Below are 12,529 nucleotides of genomic sequence, written 5' to 3'. Positions count from 1 at the left end.
GATTTACGATCATAGAAAGTCCTCTAGGTTAAAGAGTCTTTCCACCGGTTTGACGCTTGATTATCGTCTATTTCAAAAAGTTAAATTGTTAAAGAGCAAGTTTAGTGCAAAGCACTAAGTCAGAAACTAATAAAACAACCGATAGGCTGTCATTAGCGTCTTGCTTAATGTTTTAAGCACCGCACTTTGAATAGATAGTTACATCAGATAATTTGTGTGAACGCTCACCAGAGCCTCTATATCGTTTAAGGAGGTGATCCAGCCCCAGGTTCCCCTAGGGCTACCTTGTTACGACTTCACCCCAGTCATTGACCACTCCGTGGTAACCGCCATCCCCGAAGGGTTAAGCTAGCTACTTCTGGAGCAATCAACTCCCATGGTGTGACGGGCGGTGTGTACAAGGCCCGGGAACGTATTCACCGTGACATTCTGATTCACGATTACTAGCGATTCCGACTTCATGGAGTCGAGTTGCAGACTCCAATCCGGACTACGACGCACTTTGTGGGATTTGCTTACTCTCGCAAGTTCGCGGCCCTCTGTATGCGCCATTGTAGCACGTGTGTAGCCCTACTCGTAAGGGCCATGATGACTTGACGTCGTCCCCACCTTCCTCCGGTTTGTCACCGGCAGTCTCCTTAGAGTTCCCACCCGAAGTGCTGGCAAATAAGGATAAGGGTTGCGCTCGTTACGGGACTTAACCCAACATTTCACAACACGAGCTGACGACAGCCATGCAGCACCTGTCTCAGTGTTCCCGAAGGCACCAATTGATCTCTCAAAAGTTCACTGGATGTCAAGAGTAGGTAAGGTTCTTCGCGTTGCTTCGAATTAAACCACATGCTCCACCGCTTGTGCGGGCCCCCGTCAATTCATTTGAGTTTTAACCTTGCGGCCGTACTCCCCAGGCGGTCTACTTATCGCGTTAGCTGCGCCACTAAAGATAAAATCCCCAACGGCTAGTAGACATCGTTTACGGCGTGGACTACCAGGGTATCTAATCCTGTTTGCTCCCCACGCTTTCGCACCTCAGTGTCAGTATCGGTCCAGGGTGTCGCCTTCGCCACTGATGTTCCTTCCTATATCTACGCATTTCACCGCTACACAGGAAATTCCACACCCCTCTACCGTACTCTAGCCTGCCAGTATCGGGTGCAATTCCAAGGTTGAGCCCTGGGCTTTCACATCCGACTTAACAAACCACCTACGCGCGCTTTACGCCCAGTAATTCCGATTAACGCTCGCACCCTCTGTATTACCGCGGCTGCTGGCACAGAGTTAGCCGGTGCTTCTTCTGAAGCTAACGTCAAGATAATTGGATATTAGCCAATCACCCTTCCTCACTTCTGAAAGTGCTTTACAACCCGAAGGCCTTCTTCACACACGCGGCATGGCTGGATCAGGCTTGCGCCCATTGTCCAATATTCCCCACTGCTGCCTCCCGTAGGAGTCTGGGCCGTGTCTCAGTCCCAGTGTGGCTGATCATCCTCTCAGACCAGCTAAAGATCGTCGCCTTGGTGAGCCTTTACCCCACCAACTAGCTAATCTTACGCAGGCTCATCTAATAGCGAAAGGTCCGAAGATCCCCTCCTTTCCCCCGTAGGGCGTATGCGGTATTAGCATGCGTTTCCACATGTTGTCCCCCACTACTAGGCAGATTCCTACGCGTTACTCACCCGTCCGCCGCTCGTCAGCAAATTAGCAAGCTAATTCCTGTTACCGCTCGACTTGCATGTGTTAAGCCTGCCGCCAGCGTTCAATCTGAGCCATGATCAAACTCTTCAGTTTAAAAAGCTTGCTCAAACTCATGAATCACGTCTGACTTTAACTATGTTCAATCAACTACCTAAGTAATCGACCAAACGTAAAGCGAATTGACATGGTCACTCATTTAAGACTTCAAAATTTTTAGAAGTCTCCAGCGAGCGCCCACACAAATTATCTGATTATCTATTTTAAAGAGCGTCTGACGCGTTGTGCTTCGTTGTTGTGAAGCGTTGTCCGTGTCAGTGGAGGCGTATAATACGCATCTGAATTTTCAGTGCAAGCGGTTTTTATAATATTTAATAAAAAAGCCACTAAAACGTAATATTCACCCAAGGGGTATGTAGTTTTAGACGTTTTTTTAGTCAAAGGCAAGCATAAAAGATCACGAAACGATCAATGCGCACATTTCAGAAGAGTTAATCTATGCTGAAGCCCGTTCTCTACGACGCTTTATTTCGTAAGCAACAGCTAAAACAATAGTAATCGCAATAAGCACCAAACCTAATGCATTCACTGCCGGTGTCAGTCCAGTGCGAACTTTGGAGGCAATATAGACAGTAAGCGTTGTGTCGTAGCCTTTTACAAAAAGCGTCGTGTTGTAGTTTTCAAAAGATTGCAAAAAAGCAATCACAGCAGCTGAGTAGATAGCAGGCTGTAAATAAGGCAAAAGTATACGGCGAAACGTTTGCCATTGCGTAGCACCTAAACTCAATGCAGCATTTTCCAACGTGCGATCAAAACGCTGCAATCGCGCCAGTACCATTAACATCACATAAGCTGATATAAAGGTTGTTTGTGCGATAACCGTTAATACGATACCGCCATTTACGGATAGCCCACGCCAAAAAATAAGTGTGGAAATACCGACAATAACACCGGGAGTTAACAAGGGAGACATCATCAGCGAGTAAAGAAATGTTTTGCCGCGCCCTTCTACTGAGGACAAGAACAACGCACAACTAACACCAACAGGTACCGCTACTAATAATACTCCCAATGCCACTAAAGCGCTGTTACCCAATGCTTCCCACATCGCGTTATCTTGCGCTAGCGCCTCAAACCATTTCAGCGTGGTGCCTCGCCACGGCGATACCGTAGGAAAGCGGCTATCATTAAATGTCGCTAACCCCATGATTATTAGCGGGGTAAACAAATACAGAAAAAATACACCTATGTAGAAACGCACACCGAATTTTAGGATCGCAGCTGAATTCATCGGGCGATGTCTCCTAATCCCACTTTAAACACCTTCATCACCAAAGCAATAAAACCAATACATATAATCAACAGTAAGAAGGCATAGGCGGCCCCCTGATTCCAATCCCCACCCTCAAAGAACCAGTTGTAAATAATTTGGGTAAACCAACGGCTGCCTGGTGAGCCGAGCAATGCCGGAACAGCATAACTTCCTGCTGCTAGCATAAAGGTCATAATACAACCAGTGGCGATGCCCGGTTTGGCATGAGGAATAACAACGCGATAATGAGTCCGCAGCCAGCTTGCGCCCAAGTTGCGAGCAGCTTTAATCTGATTGCTATCCAAACTTTCAATCGCATTATAAATTGGAAAGATCATAAACAAGATGTAGGCGTACACCATGCCAATCAATACACCACCATCACCAGATAAAAACCGCACAGGGCGATTAATCAGTCCCAATTCCAACAACAATGCATTCAGTGGTCCTTTATAGGCCAAAATGATGTACCACGAAAACGTTCGTAGGATCTCATTAATCCAAAACGGGATAATAAGTAACAGCAAACATAAGGCTGCCTGTCTTGGCGTAGCGACTTTCGCTAAATAAAAGGCCAATGGGTAACTCACAACCAATGTGAGAAATGTCACCAGCACACTTGACCAGATGGTTTTAAAGAAAATCGACAAATGGATCGTATTATTGAATAAAGTAGCGTAGTTACTCAGAGTATATTGATCTTGAATGCCACCAATCTCTCCCGGCAATAAGTTTGGCTTCAATGAATAATTCACCATAATCAATTGCGGTAGTATTACTAAGCCAATCAGCCATACCGCAATCAGTGCCACAATCGCGACAGATAACGGACTACCAAAGCGCTGCTTTAATTGACTAAACATCATTGGCCTCGCCTGCAATCACAATGGCATCCTGACGGTCAAAAGATAACGTTAACGCACTCCCTGCAATCATGGCTTCATTGTATTGATTAGCTCGTAGTTGTATCGCAACAACTTGCTGATTAGCTAAACTAGCCGTTAACGTCAGATAAGACCCCTCAAAGTTGACTTCGGCCAGTGTGGCAGACAGAGTAAACTCGCCTTCACATCCAAGCTTCAACCCTTCAGGACGCACAAATAACGTAGCGCTTACGCTGGGCATTATCGGTCGCTTTATACGGCCAGCCAATGATCCAAGGCTACCCGCATCCACAACTGCGTAACCCTCACTAGACTCAAGTACACGGCAAGGAATCGCGTTATTCTCCCCCACAAACGACGCAACAAACGCTGTTTCCGGCTCTCGATACAACGTTATAGGATCCGCTACTTGTTGCAGTTTACCTGCAGACATCACCGCCACACGATCAGACATCGTCAGAGCTTCACCCTGATCATGGGTAATATAGATGAAAGTAATACCTGTTTTACGTTGGATCTCTTTCAATTCCGTCCGCATATGCTGTCGTAATTTCAAATCTAGAGCAGACAAAGGCTCATCTAACAACAACACCTGAGGCTCAACCGCCAAGGCACGTGCGATCGCGATGCGTTGCTTCTGCCCACCAGACAACTCCGACACCTTCTTCTCTCCACTTCCCTCTAGCGCCACCAATTCAAGCAGCCGATCGGATGTTTTCTTACGCTCAGCTTTCGATACGCCACGCACCTCTAAGCCAAATTCAATGTTTTCTGCAACCGTCATTAGCGGAAAAAGGGCTAAGTTTTGAAAGATCATCGATGTGGGGCGCTTATTAGCAGGAACCCCTGCCATAGACTGATCGCCAATATAAACACCGCCTTCACTTGGCTCTAAAAATCCACTGATCATATTTAATATGGTCGTTTTACCGCACCCCGATGGTCCAAGAAAACTAAAGAACTCACCGGACTCAATTTTCAAGTCCATTTTCTCGACAGCAGTAAATTCGCCAAAACGCATGATGGCATTATTTAGGTGTACACTACGATCCATATAACCTTCTTAACTGGGTATTCATTAAACGATAAAGGCCCGCTCAGGGGCGGGCCTTTGAAAGGCAATTACATTATGCGGACAAGTAACGATCTTGATACTCGTTACGTAGAGCAACGTACCAAGGCTCTTGAATTGGCCACCACCAAAGGTTGGCAAGGTCTTGATCTGAATAGGAGTTATTAAAAAACTCTTTGGTTGCTTGAGGCAATAGCTCTGCCGCCCCTTTGGAGGTAGAGTTATAGCCCGTTGCTTTCACAAACATCGCACCCGCTTCTGGTGTGTAATACCAGTTAATGAACTCGTATACGGCATCAACATTATTAGCATTTTTAGGAATCACAAAACCTTCCATCCATGCTAGGGCACCTTCTTTCGGTGCGCCATAGACTACTGGCTCCCCTTCCTGCGACAGTTTAAAGGCCGTGCTGTCCCAAGTTTGGCCAATCACTGCACCATTGGTTCTAAACGCACCTTGCGCTTCATTTTCTGTCGACCAGAACTGCGCCACCATATCTTTATGCTTAGTCGCTTCTTTTAAGATCACATCAAAGTTCGCGCGCATGGCTTTTTCGTTTTTATAAGACTCTAATAACGGAAATGGTAGCTTGCCCATTTTTTCAAGCCACAAACCAATACCCACTAACGCCGAATGGCCGCGAACCGTCACGCCATCTGCATGCTCTGGCTTCCAAAGATCACCATAGCTGAGATTATTTGGATCCACATCCGCATATTCCTTGTTATACGCAATCGCCTCGGTCCCCCAATCAGACGGTGCAAAATAGCGCTTACCATCCACAACACCACCAACTTCTGAACCAGATAAAGCACTCTCTAAACACCCATCCCATTTGATACGTGTCGTATCCAAGGGCTGGACTAACTCATAGTCCACATAACCTGGCACACGATCAACGGTCGGCATAATGATGTCAAAGCCCGTACCATCGGTTGCTCGAAGAGAGTTCATTAATTCATCATTGGTACCATAAGGCGTAAAGGTCGCATTGATGCCTGTCTTTGCCTTAAAGTCAGCCAGCATTTCATCGGTGATGTAACCTGCCCATGCATAAATCTTTAACTCTTTATTTGCAGCGATTGCAGAACTGATAGAAAAGGGTGTTGCAGCAACCGCTCCTGCAATGGAGGCCCCTTGCAGAAACTGGCGACGAGAAATGGACATATGGACTCCTTGTTTGTTTTAGACACACGCTTCCTAACAGAGGAAGTGTCATACCAAAATTGGTTTATCCGTATCAGTATTGGTCAGAGTTATTACAATTTAGTGACGAAAAAATGAACAGTCAAGAGTTTTCAAACCACTCGGACAGGTTTTAGTTTACATTACGCTACATTAACCACCACATTGTGTACATTTTGATACACTTAAGCCTCCGCAACATAACTGTCACAACTCAATAATATTGTTAGCGCATCAATCACCTTGCCGAGAATTATAGAGAGACAATTTTGAAAATCTCCCATGTGACACGCGCCACAACATTTAGCTATCTTGTGATCGCCGCAGCGCTCGCCGCGCTTCTATTATGGAGCACTCAAAGCTATCGGACAGCTTTTGAGCAAAATGATGCTTTTAATAAGGTATGGGAAGCCTCTGCAATACAATTAGAGCAAAAAATTGAACGCTATTTAACTTCGGGTGAAGCTTCGTTGCTACAAGAGTCTGAGGTATTTATCACCGAAAGCATCAAACCTATGTTGACCTCTCTACCTACTGATCTACAGGTACCGTTAAGCAAACGTTTAGATGCGATTGTCATGAGCTTACAAACCGACGTTCGAGCAGCAGGCAAGCTATCCGGCAATCCTCTCGCTCTTATTGAAAACAACGAGCGCCAGATGCGTCTGTCCCTCGATTACTTGAACGGCACTATCAACAACACTAGCGACAGCATAAAGAGCGACTTAGTCATGCGCTATCTTACTGCTCAAGGCAATCTCTTCACGGCGCTATCTTCGTTACAGCAAGCCGCTAAAGATTATTTGAACAACCCTTCTTCAGATAACCGTAAGATAGTGAGCGAAGCAAACCAAAAACTGATTAATCAAGTCACCCTTTTCTCTCAATTACCCGCATGGCAAGCATCCAATACGGGCAGTGATGACAGTACTGACGACCTATCAGCATTAATGGGTTGGGGAAGCACTGAGGCAACAGAAGAGACCAGCGATACCTTTGATGAAACTAAGAGCGAGCTAAACACGTGGGCGAATCGCTACATGAAAGACATCGAAAACAGTTTAGCAGTGATAGAGCAAGCGAACCGCGCCAAGACCTCCATTCGACAACTTATTGACGATCTCAGCGACGAACTTGATAAAGGCACCGCAACAATTCAAGCTGCCACTGCAAAAACAGAACGCAATACTCTGATCGCTTTTGGCGCATTTGTGATCATCATGTTGTTAACCACCCTCATCACTCACTTATTCCAAAGCCGTGTTGTCGTGAACAGCGCAAAGGATCTATACAACGCAGTGAAAGCATTGGTTGAAAGTGATGATATACACACGCTCAAAGTCACCAATAGCAAAAATGAGCTATCAGAAGTTGCACGCTATTTAAATCGTTATCTTGAGCAAATCGCAGTGCAACGACAACAACGTGATACTGAGCTTAAAAACATCTCCACGTCTTTGAATGAGATGCTAAGTGCCTTCGGCCAAGTTCATAAAATTAGTGTTGCATCAAAAGAAGCACTGGAGCAAACCGTTGAACAAGCGGCTCATGTAGACGTGCTAGCAAATAAAGCTGAAGTGCGCGCAAAAGAGGTAGAAAGCTATGCGCACGACACCAGCGACGCAATGGAGTTGAGCTCGAAACAAGTATCAACACTTGAAAGCGCCAATACAACAACGGTAGAACGCTTACAGAAAAGCAAAACTGCATTAGGCAGCTTGGAAAACTCTGTGTCCAACGCCAACTCTATTGTCAGCGGCATTCGTGACATCGCTGAGCAAACAAACTTACTGGCTCTAAATGCTGCTATTGAAGCGGCTCGTGCAGGTGAAGCAGGCCGAGGTTTTGCGGTAGTGGCCGATGAAGTCAGATCCTTGTCAGGTCGAACACAACACTCCCTTGAAGAGATCACATCCATTTTTGAATCATTAACCAGTTCAACATCCAACTTACGTAAGAACTTAGGATTGATTGAAGCCGCGACTTCAGAGCAACGTTCATTAACGACAGAGCTAGGCCACTCTGCTCAGGAAGTACAAGAGAAGTCGTATCAGTCGACGGTACTTTCACGTAAAGCCTCAGGGTATGCCGAAGATCAAAAACGCAGCGTAAGTATGCTGACAGAAACTGTAGAAAAAGTCCGCTCTCAGGCAGATGAATCAGAGCGATTCCTTGCGGACATGACAAAGAATGTCCGACAAAAAATTGACGACATTACCAGCACGTTAGGTATTCGCTCATAACATGCTCATTCAGATACAAAAAAGCCAGCGCTTTTCACACTGGCTTTTTAAATTCAGAACGAAGCCGGACACTTAAAACAGAACGCGCGCCTTAATCGTACCTTCTACTTCTTTCACTTTTTCAAGTGCTAGCTCACCAGTATCGGAGTCGACTTCCATCACCATGTAACCAAGTTTCTCGGTGGTGCGTAAGAACTGACCTGAGATGTTAATATCGTTGTCAGAGAAGATCGCGTTGATCTTAGTCAGCACACCCGGACGGTTTTCATGGATATGCAGGATACGGTGCTTATCAGCTTGAGCAGGTAACGCGACTTCTGGGAAGTTAACCGCTGCCGTCGTCGTACCAATATCAGAGTACTGAATGAGTTTAACCGCGACTTCAACACCAATGTTTTCTTGCGCTTCCATTGTTGATCCACCGATATGCGGCGTCAAAATGACATTGTCTAACCCACGCAGCGGCGACACAAACTCTTCGGCATTGCCTTTTGGTTCCACTGGGAATACGTCGATCGCGGCTCCAGCAACATCACCTGCTTTTATCGACTCGGCAAGCGCTTCAAGATCAACGACCGTACCACGGGATGCGTTTAGGAAAATGGCACCTTTTTTAATCTGAGCAATCTCATCTGGGCCCATCATCAATTTGGTACTTGGGGTTTCAGGTACATGCAGAGATATCACATCGGATGTTGATAGCAGCTCCTCAAGTGATTTAACTTGGCGGGCATTACCCAATGGGAGCTTAGTAATAATGTCATAGAAGCACACTTCCATACCCAACGATTCTGCCAACACACTAAGCTGCGTACCGATACTACCGTAACCAACGATGCCCAAACGTTTGCCACGAGTTTCGAAAGAGCCAACAGCGGATTTCAGCCAACCACCACGGTGACATACCGCGTTTTTCTCAGGGATACCGCGAAGTAAAAGTATCATCTCGGCCAGAACTAACTCAGCCACACTTCGTGTATTGGAGAACGGCGCGTTAAAGACAACAATCCCTTTACTGGAAGCGGCATCAAGGTCTACTTGATTGGTACCGATGCAGAAACAGCCGATCGCTGCTAGCTTATGTGCATGCTCCAGTACTTTGGCGGTTAACTGTGTGCGAGAGCGAATACCGATAAAATGGGCATCGGCAATTTTGTCGATCAGCTCATCTTCTGGTAAAGCCGTTTTATGATACTCAATGTTTTCATATCCAGCGGCATTCAGCGCTTCAACCGCAGATTGATGAACACCTTCTAATAACAAAATTTTGATTTTTGCTTTTTCTAAAGAAGTATTACTCATGATTTTTTATATATCTCTATGGTTTCTTATGGGGGTATTTTTAAAAGATATGTTACCACACTCGCTAAATTGTCGTAGTAGCAGATGCCGGAATGAGCTTCATCTTTAATAGAGTAATACTCAACTGAACAAGAATTTACATCTTATCTACGCATTTTAACTGGCAAGACAGCGCCATCGGCACTAGAATCAAGGTGTTCAAAAGATAATCAATGAGAGGTGAGCTATGGCCATCGAAGGAATTAACAACAGCATCGTTAGTCAGTTTAACGACCCAGAATTGACGAATACACCTGTTGTTCAACCCAACACAGGTAACGGGAGCAATAGCCAAACGGCAAATGCCGCACCGCAGTCTGTGGATGTGTCTGTCAGCATCTCACCCGAAGCTCAGCAGTTAGCTCAAGACAATGTTGCCGCAAGAACCGTTGCTCAAACGTCTGCCACAGAAGTTGGTGCTGATGTGGCCACGGCCTCTGAGTTTGGAGCCAATGCAACATCTAATAACGCCGCTGTTGCTGCTCAGGTTTCGGGCAACTCCGGTAGCACATTAAACGCTACACCATCGAACTCCAGCCAGAGTGGTAGCGTTGCATCACAATACAATATTAGCCCTGATTCTGCTCTAGGCCAGACGATCAACTTCTCCGCCTAACCCTTCTGTACTCTTGCATTAAATGCTGTCTAGAACACTAGAACGACTTATCGTCGTTCTAGAAATACACCGGCTTCAACATGATGGGTATAGGGGAATTGATCGAACATCGCAAAGCGTGTCACCTTGTGCGTCGTTAACAATGCATCTACGTTATTCTTAAGTGTCTCGGGGTTGCATGAGATGTATAGAATTTGATCAATCTTTCGAACCAACTCAACCGTACCATCGTCCAATCCTGCTCGTGGTGGGTCTACTAACACCGCCGAAGGATTCAACGTATCCATACCCGCTTGAACCAATGCTTTAGGTAAAGCCCCATCACCATTAAGCGCATCAGACACGTCTTCACTGGCCATTTTAACCACTTGTACGTTACTGACACCGTTCATAGCAACATTTAAACTTGCAGAGTTGACCGAGACTTTTGCTATTTCAGTACCAATCACTCGATCAAATCGACGCGCTAATGGAATGGAGAAATTTCCATTACCACAGTACATTTCCAACAAGTCACCAGAACATCCTTTCGTCACATCAAGAGCCCATTCAAGCATTTTCTCACTGATACCCGCATTGGGTTGTGTAAAACTGTTTTCGACCTGCTGATAGTGATACTTGCGACCCTGTACCGTTAGCGTCTCCATCACAAAGTCCCGTGTGAGGATTTGCTTACGCTTACGGCTACGGCCTATGAAATGACATGCAGGGAATGACTCATTAAGCTCTACCGCTGCTTGATGCCACTCATCGTCAATAGGCTTGTGGTATAACATACTGATCAGCGCTTCGCCGGTCGTTGTCGTGAGAAAATCTACTTGGAATAATTTATACCGCAACACAGGAATATCACGAATCGCATCCAATAACTTAGGCATCAGTTCATTAATCAGCGTTGACGCAGCCAAAAATTGATCAACCCGAATGGGAGTGCGCGGGTCAGCGGAGTCAAACATGGCATAGAACAAGTCATCGCCATCATGCCAGATACGGAACTCTGCACGCATCCGGTAATGGCTTGGAGCACTTTCGAACACCTCTAGCTCTGGCATATCAAGGTCTGCCATCAGCTCAAGCAATGAGTCTTGCTTCGTCTGTAACTGAGCTGCGTAATGTTCTGGTTGAATTTGATCTGGTCTCATGCAGTTTTCCGCTAAAGGTTCGAGAATATGGGCGCGGCATTATACAAAGAGTCTGCTTACTTTGCGAACGATGACCGCTGAAACAAGGTGATTAAAGAAACCCTGGGCCTAATAGCACTTCTAGTGAGGCACTCAGAGATACCTCTGCTTTGTAGTCGTTATCACGCTCATAGGTCACCTGTGGTTTTAGCTGACCAATTAACCAGTCATCATACAAAAGACGCTGGTATTCAACGTAATACAAAAAGCTCTCTGCTCGAGGTGTTGAGCCTTCCTGCAGGTAACTGATTTGATAGCGCAGTCTACTCTTGTCTGAGAAGTCGTGATTCAAAAACACGTTTTGGCGCCAATACGTGTCTGAATCAATTTCTAAATACGTCACACCAAAATCGGCACCAAACTCATAACGATCACCAATCGGTCTTAATGCTTTAATGCCGTAACGACCACCGTACCCAAGAGAGTAATAATCAAACAACGACTCTTCTTGTTTAAAAGACCATTGCCCTAACCCATAGTCTTGCTCAAAGGTAATACGTACAAACGGGTCAACCGGCATTTTTAATAACAAGCCCATATCAATGTTCGCATTCCACTCTTCTTTGAAATAACGCAGCATGGTCGCGAAGCGAGTATTTTGAGCAGATTGTAAAATATTCTGACCCGGCTCATTATCAACACGTCGATTATCTTGTGTCAGTTGATCCGCATCCGACTCGATGATCAGATCCAGTCGATCTTCTGTATAAGGTAAATGCAGTCTTGCATCCAAGTTAAAGAAGCCAGATATACCTTCCTTTCCCTCAATAATGGAGCCAAATCGCATGCTGACAAAGCTGGTCGAGGCATCTTCATGTCGCTGGCCTGAAAAGAAAGCATCAAGCCCATTTGACCATTCACCTACTTTGGTTGACATGGTCTCATGGGTCGACTTCCACCATTCACGCTCCGGCTGTTCAGAGGAAGTCGTCTCAATAGGGTCGGCATAACTAACCTGCGCCACTAGCGCAAGCCCGCACAACACTGTCCTTATACAAAACA

9 protein-coding genes and 1 rRNA gene are annotated in these 12,529 nt (G+C 45.8%); 2 read left to right on the top strand and 8 right to left on the bottom strand.

The features are described 5' to 3' along the window. Positions 1-246: 246 nt before the first annotated feature. The 5 genes from ACPUEK_RS03895 to ACPUEK_RS03875 form a co-directional block, all read right to left on the bottom strand. Positions 247-1,788, bottom strand: a 16S ribosomal RNA gene (locus ACPUEK_RS03895). A gap of 400 nt (positions 1,789-2,188) precedes the next feature. Then, positions 2,189-2,983 (bottom strand): ABC transporter permease, encoded by a 795-nt coding sequence (locus ACPUEK_RS03890; protein WP_067222353.1) that lies wholly within the window; start codon positions 2,981-2,983, stop codon positions 2,189-2,191. After that, positions 2,980-3,867, bottom strand: a complete 888-nt coding sequence (locus ACPUEK_RS03885) for an ABC transporter permease (RefSeq protein ID WP_425643015.1) — start codon at positions 3,865-3,867, stop codon at positions 2,980-2,982. The genes ACPUEK_RS03890 and ACPUEK_RS03885 overlap by 4 nt, the downstream gene beginning before the upstream one ends. Then, entirely contained in the window at positions 3,860-4,942 is a 1,083-nt protein-coding gene (locus ACPUEK_RS03880) for an ABC transporter ATP-binding protein (protein WP_425642395.1), read from the bottom strand. Before ACPUEK_RS03880 ends, ACPUEK_RS03885 begins: the two co-directional genes overlap by 8 nt. A 73-nt stretch (positions 4,943-5,015) precedes the next feature. Next, positions 5,016-6,128: a substrate-binding domain-containing protein gene (locus ACPUEK_RS03875; RefSeq protein ID WP_425642394.1), complete on the bottom strand. Its 1,113-nt coding sequence runs from the start codon at positions 6,126-6,128 to the stop codon at positions 5,016-5,018. Between the two features lie 287 nt (positions 6,129-6,415). On the opposite strand from ACPUEK_RS03875, the gene ACPUEK_RS03870 reads away from it, so the two are divergent. Then, positions 6,416-8,389: a methyl-accepting chemotaxis protein gene (locus tag ACPUEK_RS03870; RefSeq protein WP_425642393.1), complete on the top strand. Its 1,974-nt coding sequence runs from the start codon at positions 6,416-6,418 to the stop codon at positions 8,387-8,389. A gap of 72 nt (positions 8,390-8,461) precedes the next feature. On the opposite strand, the gene serA is transcribed toward ACPUEK_RS03870, so the two are convergent. After that, positions 8,462-9,691: a phosphoglycerate dehydrogenase gene (gene serA / locus ACPUEK_RS03865; protein WP_067222342.1), complete on the bottom strand. Its 1,230-nt coding sequence runs from the start codon at positions 9,689-9,691 to the stop codon at positions 8,462-8,464. A 226-nt stretch (positions 9,692-9,917) separates the two neighbouring features. Between serA and ACPUEK_RS03860 the strand changes: the two genes are divergently transcribed. After that, on the top strand, positions 9,918-10,346 hold the full coding sequence (locus ACPUEK_RS03860) for a hypothetical protein (RefSeq protein WP_067222340.1): 429 nt from the start codon (positions 9,918-9,920) through the stop codon (positions 10,344-10,346). Between the two features lie 47 nt (positions 10,347-10,393). Here the strand turns inward: ACPUEK_RS03860 and trmA are convergent, their stop codons facing one another. Next, on the bottom strand, positions 10,394-11,488 hold the full coding sequence (trmA, locus tag ACPUEK_RS03855) for a tRNA (uridine(54)-C5)-methyltransferase TrmA (protein ID WP_425642392.1): 1,095 nt from the start codon (positions 11,486-11,488) through the stop codon (positions 10,394-10,396). Positions 11,489-11,579: 91 nt separating this feature from the next. Further along, positions 11,580-12,491 carry a hypothetical protein gene (locus tag ACPUEK_RS03850; protein WP_425642391.1) on the bottom strand — a complete coding sequence of 304 codons (912 nt, stop codon included), beginning with the start codon at positions 12,489-12,491 and terminating at the stop codon, positions 11,580-11,582. Between the last annotated feature and the right edge of the window lie 38 nt (positions 12,492-12,529).

This window comes from Marinomonas gallaica (genome assembly GCF_049821165.1).
GTDB classification, from domain to species: domain Bacteria; phylum Pseudomonadota; class Gammaproteobacteria; order Pseudomonadales; family Marinomonadaceae; genus Marinomonas; species Marinomonas gallaica.
The sequence above is the reverse complement of the archived record's forward strand: the minus strand, read 5'-3'. Positions and strand labels throughout refer to the sequence as shown.

Excerpts from the sequence above, each read along its gene's own strand:
- ACPUEK_RS03890 (WP_067222353.1), bottom strand. The coding sequence starts at position 2,983 with ATGAATTCAGCTGCGATCCTAAAATTCGGTGTGCGTTTCTACATAGGT.
- ACPUEK_RS03885 (WP_425643015.1), bottom strand. The coding sequence starts at position 3,867 with ATGTTTAGTCAATTAAAGCAGCGCTTTGGTAGTCCGTTATCTGTCGCG.
- ACPUEK_RS03875 (WP_425642394.1), bottom strand. The coding sequence starts at position 6,128 with ATGTCCATTTCTCGTCGCCAGTTTCTGCAAGGGGCCTCCATTGCAGGA.
- trmA (WP_425642392.1), bottom strand. The coding sequence starts at position 11,488 with ATGAGACCAGATCAAATTCAACCAGAACATTACGCAGCTCAGTTACAG.
- ACPUEK_RS03860 (WP_067222340.1), top strand. The coding sequence starts at position 9,918 with ATGGCCATCGAAGGAATTAACAACAGCATCGTTAGTCAGTTTAACGAC.
- ACPUEK_RS03880 (WP_425642395.1), bottom strand. The coding sequence starts at position 4,942 with ATGGATCGTAGTGTACACCTAAATAATGCCATCATGCGTTTTGGCGAA.
- serA (WP_067222342.1), bottom strand. The coding sequence starts at position 9,691 with ATGAGTAATACTTCTTTAGAAAAAGCAAAAATCAAAATTTTGTTATTA.